Origin of the sequence: Rhizobium sp. CFBP 8762 (assembly GCF_014841565.1) — a bacterium.
In the GTDB taxonomy this organism is placed as follows: domain Bacteria; phylum Pseudomonadota; class Alphaproteobacteria; order Rhizobiales; family Rhizobiaceae; genus CFBP-8762.
Genome location: NZ_JACYUD010000014.1, coordinates 1 through 16,668, shown reverse-complemented (window position 1 = coordinate 16,668; position 16,668 = coordinate 1). Strand labels below are relative to the sequence as shown.

Below are 16,668 nucleotides of genomic sequence, written 5' to 3'. Positions count from 1 at the left end.
ACGTGGCCAATCGTGCCAATGTTGACGTGCGGCTTGTTGCGCTCAAATTTGCTCTTTGCCATTATTGGCTCTCCATTCTGTCCCGTACCGGGATTAATTCAATTTCGATAGGTCGGGGTATCCCGATCATTTCTGACCGGAATATTTTGCCTGAATTTCAGTCGCAACGTTCGATGGAACCGGTGCGTAATGATCGAAGGACATGGTGTACTGCGCACGGCCCTGAGACATTGAGCGCAAGTTGTCCACGTACTTGAACATGTTTGCCAGCGGAACGTGTGCGTTGATGACAACGGCCACACCGCGGGATTCCTGACCCTGAATTTGCCCACGACGGGAGTTCAGGTCTCCGATAACGTCACCGACGTAATCTTCAGGCGTAACAACTTCGACCTTCATGATCGGCTCGAGCAACTGAGCGCCAGCCTTCTTGGCTGCTTCACGGAAGCAAGCACGCGAAGCGATTTCGAACGCCAGAACCGAGGAGTCAACATCGTGGTATGCACCGTCGATCAATGTTGCCTTGACGCCCAACATTGGGAAGCCAGCCAAAGGACCAGAGGACAGAACGCTTTCGATACCCTTCTGAACGCCTGGGATGTATTCCTTTGGAACAGCACCACCGACGATCTTGGATTCAAACGCAAAATCTTCGCCTTCTGGATTGGGTTCAAAGATGATCTTGACGCGCGCGAACTGACCGGTACCACCGGACTGCTTCTTGTGCGTGTAATCTTCTTCGTGCTTGCGCGTAATCGATTCGCGGTAGGCGACCTGCGGCGCACCTACAGAAGCTTCTACCTTGAACTCACGACGCATACGGTCGACGAGAATGTCGAGGTGAAGTTCACCCATGCCGGCAATGATTGTCTGGCCAGATTCTTCATCAGTCTTAACGCGGAACGAAGGATCTTCAGCAGCCAGGCGGTTCAACGCCAGACCCATCTTTTCCTGATCGCCCTTGGACTTTGGCTCAATCGCAATCTGAATAACCGGCTCAGGGAACTCCATGCGCTCAAGCACAACAGGCTTCAGCGGATCACAAAGCGTGTCACCGGTCGTCGTTTCCTTCAGACCTGCAAGCGCAACGATGTCACCAGCAAAGGCTTCCTCGATATCCTCACGGGAGTTCGAGTGCATCTGCAACATACGGCCAACGCGCTCACGCTTGTCCTTGACCGTATTCATCACCGACGTGCCTTTTTCGAGCTTGCCGGAGTAGATACGAGCGAAGGTCAGCGAACCAACGAAGGGGTCGTTCATGATCTTGAACGCAAGCATCGAAAGAGGCTCGGAGTCGTCGGCATTGCGGACAACATCTGCTTCCGTCTTGACATCAATACCCTTGATAGCGGGAATGTCGATTGGCGAAGGCAAGTATTCGACAACGGCGTCGAGCAAAGGCTGAACGCCCTTGTTCTTGAAGGCTGTGCCACAGAACATCGGGAAGAACTTGACGTCGATCGTACCACGACGAACCAGCGCACGGATCTGATCGTTGTCCGGCATCGTGCCTTCCAAATAAGCTTCCATCGCAGCTTCGTCGATGTCAACGACAGTCTCGATCAGCTTTTCACGATATTCATTGGCCTTGTCGACCATATCCGCCGGAATCTCTTCCAGCGAGTACATCGCACCAATCGACTCATCGTGCCAGAACATAGCCTTCATCTCGATCAGATCGATCATGCCCTTGAAGTCGCTTTCAGCGCCGATTGGCAACTGCATGACAACAGGGATCCCACCCAGACGCGACTTGACCATTTCCATGGAGCGGTAGAAATCCGCACCGGTCTTGTCCATCTTGTTGCAGAAGATCATCCGCGGAACATTGTACTTGTCAGCCTGGCGCCAGACGGTTTCCGTCTGTGGCTCTACACCAGCATTGGCGTCGAGCAGGGCAATCGCACCGTCAAGAACCCGGAGCGAACGCTCAACTTCAATCGTGAAGTCAACGTGGCCGGGGGTGTCGATAATATTAAAGCGACGCAGAGTGCCATCACGGCCTTTCCAGAAGGTCGTCGTCGCAGCAGACGTGATCGTAATGCCACGCTCCTGCTCCTGTTCCATCCAGTCCATCGTGGCTGCGCCATCATGCACTTCACCGATCTTGTGCGACTTGCCTGTGTAGAACAGAATCCGCTCGGTGGTCGTCGTCTTGCCGGCGTCGATGTGCGCCATAATACCGAAATTACGGTAGTCTTCGATTTTAAATTCGCGAGCCATAATGGACTGCCTTTCGAGACGTTAAACCGGAATTACCAGCGATAATGCGAGAATGCACGGTTGGCATCGGCCATCTTGTGCGTATCTTCCCGCTTTTTCACGGCACTTCCACGGTTGTTAGCTGCATCCATGAGTTCGCCGGAAAGGCGCTCGACCATGGTTGTTTCGTTGCGCTTGCGCGCTGCGGTAATCAGCCAGCGAATGGCCAATGCCTGACGACGCTCTGGGCGCACATCAACCGGAACCTGATAAGTTGCACCACCGACACGACGCGAACGAACTTCAACATGCGGAGCGATGTTTTCCAATGCCTGATGGAAAACGGTGATCGGCTCTTGCTTGGCCTTGCCCTGAACCACATCGAAAGCACCGTAAACGATGTTTTCAGCAACCGACTTCTTGCCGTGAAGCATGATGGCGTTCATGAACTTTGTGACTACGAGGTCACCGAACTTTGGATCCGGGTTAATCTCGCGCTTTTCTGCACTATGACGTCGTGACATATGTGTCGTCTCTCAACTTTAAATCAGATTATCCAGCGAAATGGCGCCGGTTTGTCGCTTACTTCGGACGCTTCGCACCGTACTTCGAACGGCGCTGCTTGCGGTTCTTAACACCCTGCGTATCGAGAACGCCGCGGATGATGTGGTAACGCACGCCGGGCAAATCCTTTACGCGGCCGCCGCGGATCATCACAACGGAGTGTTCCTGCAGGTTGTGGCCTTCGCCGGGAATGTAGCCGATGACTTCGAAGCCATTGGTCAGGCGGATCTTAGCAACCTTACGCAGCGCCGAGTTCGGCTTCTTCGGGGTCGTTGTATAAACGCGGGTGCAGACGCCGCGCTTCTGTGGGTTTTCCTGCAGAGCAGGAACCTTATTGCGCTTTACCTGCGCTTGGCGCGGCTTGCGGATCAGCTGGTTTACGGTAGGCATATACCCATCCCTTGCAAAATCTTCATTACCCTTTCGGGCGGAACTCACCGTCTCCGGCAACTAAAACAACACCAAGATCGGAATGCGCAACAAAAGGCCTATCCGCTCTGCGCAGATGGCCTACAAATGCAGAGGACACTAACTGTGTCGTGCGTGCAGCATTGTATGTCTTCAGTTTGCTATAAAAACCTTGTTTGAGACGAACTCCAGTGCCTGTCGCTCCGGAAAAGCCAGTCTCACATCGGCTTCGATGACGCGGGGTGTACTTGTTAACGGTCGGTTCGTCAAGGGCTGCCAAACGTCAGCATACCAAGAAATGCTTCAAAACCGCCGAAAACAAGGGCGTTTGGTTCAAGGATGCCGTGCCGACCGCGAAATGATGACGTCTTCAGCCCCGGCTGTACCGGCTCGGAACAAAAAGGAATCAGGCTGAAACCCGAGTCGCCTGTGACAAGAAACATTACAGGGACCTTGCTAAAAGTCCTTGCAATATCATGTCTAAACCATCAACAGCGGAGCGATTGGCTACAGGAAGGACGAAGTTATGCAGACAGCGCCAGATAACGACAACAACACCGACGAACCCATGGTGTTCATCATCATCGGAAAAGCCTACCAGAAGGACGAGGATAGTGAGGGCGTTGATATCCACGTGATGCTCTGTGCGCCTGATGACGACAGCGCTGTCCGGGAAGCCTTGAACGCCTTGGCCGAAGAGGGGTTTCTGGAGGCCGACCTCGACCAGATCGGCACGTTAACGGAACGCCCGGAAGAAGAACCGCACGCTTCTGCCTATAAAGGCGCGTTGACCGGCGAGGTTGCTATTATTCGATTTGGCTAACCAGCCGAGAACTCCACAACGCTTCAATACAGAAACGCCCGGATTTTCATCCGGGCGTTTTCATTTTTATCAGGCTTACTCGCCGGGCTCGAGGTGCTCGACGCCAGCCATGTCCGTCAACATCGGTGTTGCACTGTCAGCCCCGGTGCCCTTGCGGCGCTCGTCCAGGATCATCTCGTCGCGTGCGGTGGCGATGCGACGGATCTGCGTCATGGTTCCGCCCGTACCCGCCGGGATCAAACGACCGACGATCACGTTCTCCTTCAGACCCTGCAGACCGTCAACCTTACCGGCAACGGCAGCTTCCGTCAGAACCTTCGTCGTTTCCTGGAAGGACGCAGCGGAGATGAACGACGGTGTCTGCAGCGAAGCCTTGGTGATACCGAGAAGGACCGGATCGCCATAAGCTGGCTTCTTGCCCTGCTCTACCAAACCTTCATTGACGTTATCGAGTTCGATGCGGTCGATGTTGTCACCAACGATGTAGGTGGAATCACCGGCATCGGTAATTTCAACCTTCTGCAACATCTGACGTACGATCACTTCAATGTGCTTGTCGTTGATCACCACGCCCTGAAGTCGATAGACTTCCTGAATCTCATTCACGAGATAGGAAGCAAGCGCTTCAACGCCCTTGATGGCCAAAATATCATGTGGCGCTGGGTTACCGTCGAGGATGTAGTCACCCTTTTCAATATAGTCGCCGTCCTGAAGGTGGAATGGCTTGCCCTTCGGGATCAGATATTCAACCGGCTCGACACCGTCTTCCGCTGGCTCGATCAGTACGCGACGCTTGTTCTTGTAATCGCGGCCAAAGCGAACCGTACCATCGATTTCGGCGATGATAGCGTGATCCTTTGGACGGCGTGCTTCAAACAATTCGGCTACACGTGGCAGACCACCGGTGATGTCCTTCGTCTTGGCGCTTTCGAGAGGCGAACGCGCCAGCACGTCACCTTGGCTAACCTTCGTGCCTGGCTCAACCGATAGAATAGCGTCGACCGACAGCATGAAGCGAGCTTCACCACCGCGAGCAAGCTTGGCAACATCGCCATTCTTGTCTTTGATGATGATTGCAGGCTTCAAATCCGTACCGCGCGGCGTTGAACGCCAATCGATAACCTGACGCTTGGTGATACCCGTTGCTTCGTCAGTTGCTTCCAGAACGGAGATACCATCAACGATATCTTCGAAATGAACCGTGCCTTCGACTTCGGTCATCATTGGGCGGGTGTATGGGTCCCATTCGGCCAGGCGCTGACCACGGCGTACCGTGTCACCATCATCGACAAAGATTTTCGAACCATAAGCCACACGCTGCGACGACCGCTCGACGCCACGCTCGTCCAGAATCTGAACAGCCATGTTACGGCCCATAGCAACAAGAATACCATCGGAGTTGCGCAACATGTTACGGTTCTTGATCTGGATCGTACCTTCATAGGATGCTTCCAGGAACGACTGGTCAACCACCGTGGCCGTGCCACCAAGGTGGAACGTACGCATGGTCAACTGTGTACCGGGCTCCCCAATGGACTGCGCCGCAATGACGCCGACAGCTTCACCCATGTTGACCGGTGTACCCCGTGCCAGGTCGCGACCGTAGCAGACGCCGCAGACGCCTGTCTGAATTTCGCATGTCAATGCAGAGCGAATACGGACAGACTGGATACCGACCTTTTCGATTTCGACGACATCTGGCTCAAGGATCATGCGGCCCGCATCAACGATACGCTCACCCGTAACCGGGTTATCGATATCGTCCAGAGCCGTACGACCAAGAATACGCGCACCGATGGACGCAACAACCTGACCGGCATCGACGATCGCCGTCATCGTCAGGCCCTTTTCAGTGCCGCAATCGACATGCGTGACGATGCAGTCCTGCGCCACGTCAACGAGACGACGCGTCAGGTAACCGGAGTTCGCAGTCTTCAAGGCGGTGTCTGCAAGACCCTTACGGGCGCCGTGCGTCGAGTTGAAGTACTCGTTTACGGTCAGACCTTCCTTAAAGTTGGAGATGATCGGCGTTTCGATGATTTCGCCCGAAGGCTTGGCCATCAGACCGCGCATACCGCCCAACTGACGCATCTGGTTCGGAGAACCACGTGCACCGGAGTGGCTCATCATATAGATCGAGTTCATCGGCTTTTGACGACCGGTCGCCTCGTCGAATTCAACGGCCTTAATGCGGGCCATCATCTCGTCGGCGACCTTCTCGGTTGCCTTACCCCAGGCATCAACGACCTTGTTGTACTTTTCGCCCTGAGTGATCAGGCCGTCATTATACTGCTGCTCGTATTCCTTCACCAGCGTTTCAGTATCGTTGACGATACCTGCCTTGGTCGACGGAATGACCATGTCGTCCTTGCCGAAGGAAATACCCGCGCGGCAAGCATGGGCAAAGCCCAACTGCATGATGCGGTCACAGAAGATGACCGTATCCTTCTGGCCGCAGTGACGGTAGACCGTGTCGATCATCTTGGAGATGTTCTTCTTGGTCAGTTCCTGGTTGCAGACGTCAAACGGAACCTTGTGGTTCTTTGGCAGCAGTTCGCCAACAAGCATACGACCCGGTGTCGTTTCAAAAATTTGCGAAACGGGATTACCAGCTTCGTCGACAGTTTTGAAGCGACCACGAATCTTGGAGTGCAGCGTGACAGACTTCGTTTCCAGCGCGTGATGCAACTCACCTATATCGGAGAAGGCCATGCCCTCACCCGGCTCGTTCTGGTTCATGATCGACAGGTAGTAGAGACCCAACACCATGTCTTGCGACGGCACGATGATTGGTGCGCCGTTGGCCGGATGCAGAATGTTGTTCGTCGACATCATCAACACGCGCGCTTCCAGCTGGGCTTCCAGCGAAAGCGGAACGTGAACAGCCATCTGGTCGCCGTCAAAGTCGGCGTTGAAGGCCGTGCAGACGAGCGGATGAAGCTGAATGGCCTTGCCTTCAACCAGGATTGGCTCAAACGCCTGAATGCCGAGACGGTGAAGCGTTGGCGCGCGGTTCAGCAATACCGGGTGCTCGCGAATGACCTCATCGAGGATATCCCAGACTTCCGGCTTCTCTTTCTCCACCAGCTTCTTCGCCTGCTTGACAGTGGAGGAAAAGCCCTTGGCATCCAGACGCGCGTAGATGAATGGCTTGAACAGTTCCAGCGCCATCTTCTTTGGCAGACCGCACTGGTGCAGTTTCAATTCCGGACCAGTCACGATGACCGAACGGCCGGAATAGTCGACGCGCTTGCCGAGAAGGTTCTGACGGAACCGACCCTGCTTACCCTTCAACATATCCGACAGCGACTTCAGAGGACGCTTGTTGGCACCCGTGATGACGCGACCGCGACGACCGTTATCAAACAACGCGTCAACGGATTCCTGCAACATACGCTTTTCGTTGCGAATAATGATGCCTGGTGCGCGCAGTTCGATCAGACGCTTCAAGCGGTTGTTACGGTTGATCACGCGACGATAGAGATCGTTCAAGTCGGACGTCGCAAAACGGCCGCCATCAAGCGGAACCAGAGGCCGCAGATCCGGCGGAATGACCGGAACAACCTTCATGATCATCCATTCGGGACGATTGCCGGACTCCATGAAGTTCTCAACGATTTTGAGACGCTTCATCAGTTTCTTCTGCTTCAGTTCTGATGTCGTATCGGCCATATCCGAGCGCAGTTCACCGGCGATCTTTTCGAGATTCATGCTGGCGAGCATCTCATAGATCGCTTCCGCGCCAATCATCGCTGTGAACTGGTCTTCGCCAAATTCATCAACGGCAATCATGTACTCTTCTTCGGAAAGAAGCTGATTTTCCTTGAGCGACGTGAGGCCAGGCTCCGTCACGATGTAGTTTTCAAAGTACAGAACGCGCTCGATATCCTTCAGCGTCATGTCGAGCAGTGTCGAAATGCGGCTTGGGAGCGACTTCAGGAACCAGATATGCGCAACGGGTGCGGCAAGCTCAATGTGGCCCATGCGCTCGCGCCGAACGCGCGACAATGTGACTTCAACACCGCACTTTTCGCAGATAATGCCTTTATACTTCATGCGCTTGTACTTGCCGCACAGGCACTCATAGTCCTTGATCGGGCCAAAAATACGCGCACAGAACAGCCCATCGCGTTCAGGCTTGAACGTCCGATAGTTGATGGTTTCCGGCTTCTTGATTTCACCATAGGACCAGGAAAGGATTTTCTCTGGCGACGCGATCGAAATCCGGATCGAGTCGAAAGTCTGTGCAGGCACCTGCGGATTGAAAAGATTCATGACCTCTTGGTTCATGCCTGTCTCCTTTGAGGGCGATCAGCCCTTACCTTGCGAATGAATACGGCATGTCCCGGGAGCCGTTTCACCGCTACAAAAAGCGACGCCGCACCAACTCTGATCATGTGAGCGACACATGGACAAAGGGCGCGGTCAATCTCGTTCATCAGGACAGAGGAACGAGAGAATGCGCGCCGCAAAGCGCGCATTCCAAATATTTACTCAGCAGCGTCAGGCAACTGACCTGCGGCACCAAGATCGTCAAGCTTCGAGTTCTCGAGCTCAACACTCAGGCCGAGTGAGCGCATTTCCTTGACGAGAACGTTGAAGCTTTCAGGAATACCGGCTTCAAACGTATCATCACCGCGAACGATGGCTTCATAGACCTTGGTACGACCGGCCACATCATCCGATTTCACCGTCAGCATTTCCTGCAGGGTGTAGGCAGCGCCGTAGGCTTCCAGAGCCCAGACTTCCATTTCCCCGAAGCGCTGACCGCCGAACTGAGCCTTACCCCCGAGTGGCTGCTGGGTAACCAGCGAGTACGGACCAATCGAGCGGGCATGGATCTTGTCGTCAACCAGGTGGTTCAGCTTCAACATGTAGATGTAGCCGACCGTCACCTGCCGGTCAAACTGCTCACCGGTACGGCCATCGAACAATGTCGACTGACCCGACTCCTTCAAGCCAGCACGAACCAGCATCTCGTTCACGTCTGCTTCCACAGCGCCGTCGAATACAGGCGTTGCAATCGAAACACCGCGACGGGTCTGCTCGGCCAAGCGAACGATAGAGCTATCATCATATTGCTTGATCGGCTCACCCTTCGGACCGGACCCGATGACATCATCGATGACATCGCGCAGCGGCTGGATTTCACCACCGGCATTGTAGGCATCCAGCATTTCGCCAATCTGCTTACCCATGCCAGCACAAGCCCAACCCAGATGTGTTTCCAAAATCTGGCCAACGTTCATGCGGGATGGCACGCCCAGCGGGTTCAGCACCACATCAACATGCGTGCCGTCTTCCAGGAACGGCATGTCTTCGACAGGAACGATGCGCGAAACCACACCCTTGTTGCCATGACGGCCAGCCATCTTGTCGCCCGGCTGGATCTTGCGCTTTACGGCGACAAAAACCTTCACCATCTTCATGACGCCCGGAGGCATTTCGTCGCCGCGCTGAACCTTTTCGACCTTATCCATGAAGCGCTGCTCAAGGCGCGACTTGGATTCGTCATACTGACCGCGAAGCGCTTCGATCTCGCCCTGCACGCGCTCGTCTTCGACCGCGAACATCCACCACTGAGAGCGTGGATATTCACTGACGACCGCGTTGGAAAGCTCGGTGCCCTTCTTGAAGTTTTTAGGGCCAGCCACAGCGACATGACCGCGCAACATATCGATCAGACGACCGTAAACGTTGCGATCAAGGATCGCCTGCTCGTCATCACGGTCCTTGGCAAGACGCTCGATTTCTTCCCGCTCGATAGCCATTGCACGTTCGTCTTTTTCAACACCGTGACGGTTGAAAACACGAACTTCAACGATCGTACCGAACGTGCCCGGAGGCATACGCATAGACGTATCGCGCACATCGGACGCCTTCTCACCGAAGATGGCACGCAGAAGCTTCTCTTCCGGTGTCATCGGGCTTTCACCCTTTGGCGTGATCTTGCCCACAAGAATATCGCCCGGCTGCACTTCCGCACCGATATAAACAATGCCGGCTTCGTCGAGGTTCTTCAACGCTTCTTCCGAAACGTTCGGAATATCCCGTGTGATTTCCTCAGGACCAAGCTTGGTATCACGCGCCATCACTTCGAATTCTTCGATGTGAATGGATGTGAACACGTCATCGCGCACGATACGCTCGGACAGCAGGATCGAGTCTTCGTAATTGTAGCCGTTCCAGGGCATGAACGCGACCAGCGCGTTGCGGCCGAGAGCCAGGTCACCGAGGTCGGTCGATGGACCGTCCGCAATGATATCGCCCTTGTTCAGAATGTCACCAACAGCCACCAGCGGACGCTGATTGATGCAGGTGTTCTGGTTGGAACGCTGGAACTTCTGCAAACGGTAGATATCAACGCCGGACTTCGACGGATCAATATCTTCCGTTGCGCGGATAACAATACGCGTTGCATCCACCTGATCGACCACACCCCCACGGCGGGCTGCAATTGCAGCACCGGAGTCGCGGGCAACAACAGGCTCCATGCCGGTGCCAACAAACGGTGCTTCTGCGCGCAGCAGAGGCACAGCCTGACGCTGCATGTTGGAACCCATCAATGCGCGGTTGGCGTCATCGTTTTCAAGGAACGGAATCAAAGCCGCAGCCACGGACACGAGCTGCTTCGGCGACACGTCCATCAGGTTCACGATGTCGCGCGGTGCCAGCATAACATCGCCAGCATGACGGCAGACCACGAACTCTTCGGCGAACGAACCATCGTCCTCCAGGATCGAATTGGCCTGAGCCACGTGATACTTGGCTTCTTCCATCGCCGACAGGTAGACGACATCACTCGTAACCTTGCCGTCCGTGATCTTCCGGTACGGGCTTTCGATGAAGCCGTACTTATTCACGCGGGCAAACGTCGCCAGCGAGTTGATCAGACCGATATTCGGACCTTCCGGCGTCTCAATCGGGCAGATACGACCGTAATGCGTTGGATGAACGTCGCGGACTTCGAAGCCTGCGCGTTCACGGGTCAAACCACCCGGTCCAAGAGCCGACAAACGGCGCTTGTGGGTAATTTCGGACAGCGGATTGACCTGGTCCATGAACTGCGAAAGCTGTGACGAACCGAAGAATTCGCGCACTGCTGCGGCTGCAGGCTTGGCGTTGATCAAATCCTGCGGCATGACCGTGTCGATCTCGATGGACGACATACGTTCCTTGATGGCGCGCTCCATGCGCAGCAGACCCAGACGGTACTGGTTCTCCATTAATTCACCAACGGAACGGACGCGGCGGTTACCGAGGTTATCGATATCGTCGATTTCGCCCTTGCCGTCGCGCAGCTCGACGAGCATCTTGACCACAGCCAGAATGTCTTCCTTGCGCAAAACACGAACCGTGTCAGCCACTTCAAGGTCGAGACGCATGTTCATCTTCACACGGCCCACGGCAGAGAGATCGTAACGCTCGGGATCGAAGAATAGCGTGTTGAACATCGCTTCCGCCGATTCCATCGTCGGCGGCTCGCCGGGACGCATCACGCGGTAGATATCGAACAATGCATCCTGACGGTTGCCGTTCTTGTCCGCATTCAGCGTGTTGCGAATATACGCACCAACATTGATGTGGTCGATGTCAAGAACGGGAATTTCGTCGAAGCCCGCGGCCATGATCTGCGGCAGCGTCTTTTCGTCGATCTCATCGCCGGCTTCCAGGAAAATTTCCCCGGTTTCCATGTTGACAAGGTCTTCCGCCAGGTAGTTACCAAACAGGTCGCCATCGGTTGCCTTCAGGGACTTAAGGCCCTTTTCGGTCAATTGCTTAAGCAGACGCGGTGTTAACTTCTTGCCGGACTCGACAACAACTTCACCTGTATCGGCATCGATCAGATCGGAAAGAACCTTCTGGCCCTTCAGAACGTCCGCACGGAACGGATAGCGCCAGCTATCGCCGTCGCGCTCATAAACGGACTTCGTGTAGAAGGTTTCCAGAATCTGCTCACCGTCCATGCCGAGCGCCATCAGAAGCGAAGAGGCAGGAATCTTACGGCGGCGGTCGATACGCGCGTACACAATATCCTTGGCGTCGAATTCAATATCGAGCCAGGAACCGCGATACGGGATCACACGTGCCGCAAACAACAATTTACCAGACGAATGGCTCTTGCCCTTGTCATGGTCAAAGAACACACCGGGAGACCGGTGCATCTGGGATACGATAACGCGCTCGGTTCCGTTCACAATGAACGTACCGTTGTCTGTCATCAGGGGCATGTCGCCCATGTAGACGTTCTGTTCCTTGATGTCCTTAATGGACTTCGCGCCTGTATCCTCATCGATATCAAAGACGATCAGGCGTAGCGTCACTTTCAGCGGCGCTGCATAGGTCAGGTCGCGCTGACGGCATTCCTCAACATCGAACTTCGGCTGCTCGAACTCGTAGGACACGAACTCCAGCATCGACGCACCGGAGAAATCCGTGATCGGGAAAACTGATTTGAAGACAGACTGAAGACCCTCGTCAGGCCGACCGCCCTGAGGTTCATCAACCATGAGAAACTGGTCGTAGGACGCTTTTTGAACCTCAATAAGATTCGGCATCTCCGCGACTTCTGGAATTTTTCCAAAAAACTTGCGTACGCGCCTGCGACCGTTAAACGAAAGGGTCTGAGCCATCGTCGCTCCTTGTCAATGCATCCGGGCCTGCAACAGACGGATACCGCTGGCCAGTCGGCTCCGTCATAGAATGGGGCCTTTTAGAGAACCCATTACCCAAAAGCCGTTTTTGCAGGCTTTTGGGTAATACGTTCACAAAAAGGTAAAAGAGAGGCAGCCTGTAAAGGCTGCCTCCGGTACCAGATCGACTTACTTAACGTCGACCTTGGCGCCTGCGTCTTCCAGCTTCTTCTTGAGGTCAGCAGCTTCAGCCTTGGAAACAGCTTCCTTAACAGCCTTAGGTGCGCCTTCAACGAGGTCCTTAGCTTCCTTCAGGCCAAGACCTGTGATCGCACGAACTTCCTTGATGACGTTGATCTTGTTGGCACCAGCGTCCGTCAGGATAACGTCAAATTCAGTCTTTTCTTCTTCAGCAGGTGCAGCAGCAGCACCACCGCCAGCAGCAGCAACAGCAACCGGTGCAGCAGCCGAAACGCCCCACTTTTCTTCAAGCAGCTTTGAAAGCTCAGCGGCTTCCAGAACGGTCAAAGAGGAGAGGTCTTCTACGATCTTTGCGAGATCAGCCATTTTACTATTCCTTCGTTCAGTTCGAACTGGTTTGGTTATTTACAGCGAAATTCCGCCTTATGCGGCTTCGTCCTTCTTGGCGTAAGCGGCGAACACGCGAGCCAGCTGGCTTGCAGGTGCGCTGACGACCGTTGCGATACGCGTTGCAGGTGTATTCAGCATACCCAGCAGCTTTGCACGCAGCTCGTCCAACGAAGGCAGGGTCGCAAGCGACTTGACTGCTTCGGCGTCGAGGCTGGTCGAACCCATGGCACCACCGAGAACAACGAGCTTGTCGTTGGTCTTGGCAAAGTCCATGGCCACTTTCGGAGCGGTAATCGGATCTTCGCTATAAGCGATGAGCGTCTGACCCTGGAAAAGATCTGCGATCCCTTCCGACTCCGTGCCCTGAAGAGCAATTTTGGCCAGGCGGTTTTTCGCGACTTTGACGGTTCCGCCAGCTGCACGCATTTTTGAACGAAGATCGTTCATCTGTGCAACCGTGATGCCGGCATAGCGGGCCACGACAACTGAACCGGAAGCCTTGAAGACTTCATTCAGCTCCGTGACGAATTCGCGTTTTTCCGCTCTTTCCACTGCCTATCTCCAGTTGATAGGGATGCAAGATGCAGTCCCCATCGGTTTTGCCTTTATCGTTTGGAACATTTCCGACCCAAACGACGCTTCAGGATCCTGCCCCCTAACCCGTTACCGGGCTTCAAGGCTTTACAGGTTCGAACTGAATACCGGCATACGAGATACCCAATCCAGGTCTTACCCATCTCATGCGGGCAAAGTGATTAAGGAAAACCACCCGCAATCTTGGACAGGAGTCCGGATTTCTCCGGACATTCCCGGCCCCTAGAGGCCGGAAATTACGTGAACGATCCGTTCAAGACGGAACGCCGGGCAACATGCCCTGAATCATACAGCAAGCGTCGAAGGATCGACCTTCACGCCCGGGCCCATCGTCGACGAAATGGCAACGCGCTTGACGTAGTTGCCCTTAGCACCAGTCGGCTTTGCTTTGATCACCGCATCCGCAAATGCGCGAATGTTTTCTTCCAAAGCTGCAACCTCAAAGGAAGCCTTGCCGATACCGGCATGGACAATACCAGCCTTCTCAACGCGGAACTCGACAGCGCCACCCTTGGAAGCCTTGACTGCACCGGCAACGTCCATCGTGACCGTACCGACCTTCGGGTTCGGCATCATGCCGCGAGGTCCGAGAACCTTACCGAGGCGACCGACGAGCGGCATCATGTCCGGCGTGGCAATGCAACGATCGAAATCGATCTTGCCGCCCTGAACGATTTCAACCAGATCTTCCGCGCCGACAACGTCAGCACCGGCAGCTGTTGCTTCTTCCGCCTTGGCGCCGCGTGCGAACACCGCAACGCGAACCGTACGGCCTGTGCCGTTCGGAAGGTTGACAACGCCACGAACCATCTGGTCGGCATGACGTGGGTCAACGCCGAGGTTCATCGCAACTTCGATGGTTTCATCGAACTTGGCGATTGCCCGTTCCTTTACCATCGATACAGCGTCGTTCAGGCCATAAAACTTGACCGGATCAACGCCTTCGCGAGTCTTCTGTACACGCTTTGCAATCTTGGCCATGTCTTAACCTACCACTTCAAGGCCCATGGAGCGGGCGGAGCCCTCAACCATCGCCATTGCGCCTTCAACGTCAGCCGCATTCAGATCCTTCATCTTCGCTTCGGCGATCTTGCGCACCTGCTCCTGAGTGATCGAACCAGCCTTCGTCTTGCCGGGCAGCTTGGAACCGGATGTTACCTTGGCTTCCTTCTTCAGGAAGTAGGAGACCGGTGGCTGCTTCATCGCAAAAGTAAAGGACTTGTCCTGGAAGTAGGTGATGACGACCGGGATCGGCATGCCTTTTTCCATTTCCTGCGTCGCTGCGTTGAACGACTTGCAGAATTCCATAATGTTAATGCCACGCTGACCAAGCGCAGGACCGATTGGCGGGGACGGATTAGCCGATCCTGCCTTGACCTGAAGCTTGAGCTGGCCTGCAACTTTCTTAGCCATTTCTCTGCCTTTCTAGATATGACCGTTTCCGGTCAAGAGCCAGTCAACGACTGGCGGCTGCGGTTGCGTGGTGCGTTCAGGGAGCCCGGCTTAAAGCCCCTGCCCTCCCACGCGGTTGCGGAACAATCCGCAATTCAGGTCACCCTGAATTCATCTCTGCCACGGATGCAGATTAAACTTTTTCGACCTGGCCATATTCGAGTTCGACAGGCGTCGCACGTCCGAAGATCGAAACCTCAACCTTGAGGCGCGAACGCTCTTCATCAACATCCTGCACGATCCCGTTGAAGGATGCGAACGGACCATCAGAGACGCGAACCTGCTCACCAACCTCAAACGAAATTGACGGCTTCGGACGATCAACACCATCCTGAACCTGACCGAGAATGCGCTCAGCCTCATAATCCGGGATCGGAACAGGCTTGTTATCGGAACCAAGGAACCCGGTGACCTTTGGCGTGTTCTTGATCAAGTGATAGGCTTCATCGGTGAGATCCGCCCGAACAAGAACGTAGCCTGGGAAGAACTTCCGCTCGGCATCGACCTTGCGACCGCGACGAACTTCGACGACTTTTTCGGTAGGCACCAAAATCTTTTCGAACAAATGGTCCAAGCCCTTTTGCTTGACCTTTTCTTCAATCGATTCAGCAACCTTCTTCTCGAAATTGGAATAGGCTTGAACAATATACCAGCGCGAAGCCATCTTCGTCTCCTAACGATTATACGCCAGCTGTGAGCACGAGGCTAATCAGCCAGCCCATCAGATGATCCGCAGCAAAGAAAAATACGGCTGCAACAAACACCATGATGAAAACCATGATGGTGGATATCACTGTTTCCCGACGAGAAGGCCAGGTAACTTTTGCCGTCTCGGCGCGAACCTGTCGCAGAAACGTCAGTGGAGTAGTTTTCGATGCCATATAATGCTCACGCCATTACGACGCGCAAAGCTGACTGAATCAGCCCCACGCGCCGCGTGTCTGTTTGAACTTCTACATAAAGGCCGATTCCAAAAATCACAAGAGGCTATCGGACTTTTTGACGAATATGCGACGAAACATCACTATTCGTTCATTTTTATGATTTGCGCCCGGTTCGGGGCTGACTGTCGGTCAATGGCAGGGGCAGAGGGGCTCGAACCCCCGGCCTACGGTTTTGGAGACCGTCGCTCTACCAACTGAGCTATACCCCTTTACAATTCCAGACCGAAACCGCCTGCAAACTGTGTAGCGGCTTATTATTCAGTTTAGGCCGAATTGACAAGCACCTTCGACATCAATTCTGAAAAAACATCCAGAACAACAAGATAATGGAAACGAAAAAGGCGCCGCCATTTCTGGCAGCGCCTTTTTTCTATTTTACCAGCGATTACTCAACGATGGATGCCACGATGCCGGCGCCGACGGTACGGCCACCTTCACGGATCGCGAAGCGCAG

The 16,668-nt window shown here is 54.5% G+C and carries 13 protein-coding genes, 1 tRNA gene and 1 pseudogene; 1 reads left to right on the top strand and 14 read right to left on the bottom strand.

Annotation, left to right across the window (positions count from 1 at the left end):
• The 4 genes and pseudogenes from IFT84_RS21370 to rpsL form a co-directional block, all read right to left on the bottom strand.
• Positions 1–62: pseudogene (locus tag IFT84_RS21370) on the bottom strand (GTP-binding protein); the annotation flags it as partial.
• A gap of 64 nt (positions 63–126) precedes the next feature.
• Positions 127–2,226 (bottom strand): elongation factor G, encoded by a 2,100-nt coding sequence (gene fusA / locus IFT84_RS20985; RefSeq protein WP_192122578.1) that lies wholly within the window; start codon positions 2,224–2,226, stop codon positions 127–129.
• A gap of 32 nt (positions 2,227–2,258) precedes the next feature.
• Entirely contained in the window at positions 2,259–2,729 is a 471-nt protein-coding gene (gene rpsG, locus IFT84_RS20980; RefSeq protein WP_192122577.1) for a 30S ribosomal protein S7, read from the bottom strand.
• Between the two features lie 58 nt (positions 2,730–2,787).
• A complete protein-coding gene (rpsL, locus tag IFT84_RS20975; RefSeq protein WP_003507760.1) occupies positions 2,788–3,159 on the bottom strand; it encodes a 30S ribosomal protein S12 in 372 nt (123 codons plus the stop codon).
• A 544-nt stretch (positions 3,160–3,703) separates the two neighbouring features.
• On the opposite strand from rpsL, the gene IFT84_RS20970 reads away from it, so the two are divergent.
• Positions 3,704–4,000, top strand: coding sequence for a transcriptional regulator (locus IFT84_RS20970; protein ID WP_192122576.1), 297 nt, complete (start codon positions 3,704–3,706; stop codon positions 3,998–4,000).
• A gap of 75 nt (positions 4,001–4,075) precedes the next feature.
• Here IFT84_RS20970 and rpoC read toward each other — a convergent pair whose 3' ends face one another.
• The 10 genes from rpoC to IFT84_RS20920 form a co-directional block, all read right to left on the bottom strand.
• The gene (rpoC, locus tag IFT84_RS20965; RefSeq protein ID WP_192122575.1) at positions 4,076–8,290 is read right to left on the bottom strand and encodes a DNA-directed RNA polymerase subunit beta'; all 4,215 of its coding nucleotides are present in this window, start codon (positions 8,288–8,290) and stop codon (positions 4,076–4,078) included.
• A 200-nt stretch (positions 8,291–8,490) separates the two neighbouring features.
• Positions 8,491–12,633, bottom strand: a complete 4,143-nt coding sequence (gene rpoB, locus IFT84_RS20960) for a DNA-directed RNA polymerase subunit beta (protein WP_192122574.1) — start codon at positions 12,631–12,633, stop codon at positions 8,491–8,493.
• Positions 12,634–12,822: 189 nt separating this feature from the next.
• Complete coding sequence (gene rplL, locus IFT84_RS20955) at positions 12,823–13,200, bottom strand: 50S ribosomal protein L7/L12 (protein ID WP_076395903.1); 378 nt, start codon at positions 13,198–13,200, stop codon at positions 12,823–12,825.
• A gap of 57 nt (positions 13,201–13,257) precedes the next feature.
• Positions 13,258–13,776: a 50S ribosomal protein L10 gene (gene rplJ / locus IFT84_RS20950; protein WP_192122573.1), complete on the bottom strand. Its 519-nt coding sequence runs from the start codon at positions 13,774–13,776 to the stop codon at positions 13,258–13,260.
• 327 nt (positions 13,777–14,103) lie between these two features.
• Positions 14,104–14,799 (bottom strand): 50S ribosomal protein L1, encoded by a 696-nt coding sequence (rplA, locus tag IFT84_RS20945; RefSeq protein ID WP_192122572.1) that lies wholly within the window; start codon positions 14,797–14,799, stop codon positions 14,104–14,106.
• A gap of 3 nt (positions 14,800–14,802) precedes the next feature.
• Entirely contained in the window at positions 14,803–15,231 is a 429-nt protein-coding gene (rplK, locus tag IFT84_RS20940) for a 50S ribosomal protein L11 (protein WP_192122571.1), read from the bottom strand.
• 172 nt (positions 15,232–15,403) lie between these two features.
• Complete coding sequence (gene nusG, locus IFT84_RS20935) at positions 15,404–15,934, bottom strand: transcription termination/antitermination protein NusG (RefSeq protein ID WP_192122570.1); 531 nt, start codon at positions 15,932–15,934, stop codon at positions 15,404–15,406.
• Positions 15,935–15,950: 16 nt separating this feature from the next.
• On the bottom strand, positions 15,951–16,151 hold the full coding sequence (gene secE / locus IFT84_RS20930; protein ID WP_192122569.1) for a preprotein translocase subunit SecE: 201 nt from the start codon (positions 16,149–16,151) through the stop codon (positions 15,951–15,953).
• Positions 16,152–16,347: 196 nt separating this feature from the next.
• Positions 16,348–16,423 (bottom strand) — tRNA-Trp (locus tag IFT84_RS20925).
• Positions 16,424–16,599: 176 nt separating this feature from the next.
• Positions 16,600–16,668 (bottom strand): EF-Tu C-terminal domain-related protein (locus IFT84_RS20920; protein WP_143541087.1); only part of this gene is annotated, 69 nt, incomplete at its 5' end.

Coding starts and splice junctions, on each gene's coding strand:
- fusA (WP_192122578.1), bottom strand. CDS start 2,226: ATGGCTCGCGAATTTAAAATCGAAGACTACCGTAATTTCGGTATTATG.
- rpsG (WP_192122577.1), bottom strand. CDS start 2,729: ATGTCACGACGTCATAGTGCAGAAAAGCGCGAGATTAACCCGGATCCA.
- rpsL (WP_003507760.1), bottom strand. CDS start 3,159: ATGCCTACCGTAAACCAGCTGATCCGCAAGCCGCGCCAAGCGCAGGTA.
- IFT84_RS20970 (WP_192122576.1), top strand. CDS start 3,704: ATGCAGACAGCGCCAGATAACGACAACAACACCGACGAACCCATGGTG.
- rpoC (WP_192122575.1), bottom strand. CDS start 8,290: ATGAACCAAGAGGTCATGAATCTTTTCAATCCGCAGGTGCCTGCACAG.
- rpoB (WP_192122574.1), bottom strand. CDS start 12,633: ATGGCTCAGACCCTTTCGTTTAACGGTCGCAGGCGCGTACGCAAGTTT.
- rplL (WP_076395903.1), bottom strand. CDS start 13,200: ATGGCTGATCTCGCAAAGATCGTAGAAGACCTCTCCTCTTTGACCGTT.
- rplA (WP_192122572.1), bottom strand. CDS start 14,799: ATGGCCAAGATTGCAAAGCGTGTACAGAAGACTCGCGAAGGCGTTGAT.
- rplK (WP_192122571.1), bottom strand. CDS start 15,231: ATGGCTAAGAAAGTTGCAGGCCAGCTCAAGCTTCAGGTCAAGGCAGGA.
- nusG (WP_192122570.1), bottom strand. CDS start 15,934: ATGGCTTCGCGCTGGTATATTGTTCAAGCCTATTCCAATTTCGAGAAG.
- secE (WP_192122569.1), bottom strand. CDS start 16,151: ATGGCATCGAAAACTACTCCACTGACGTTTCTGCGACAGGTTCGCGCC.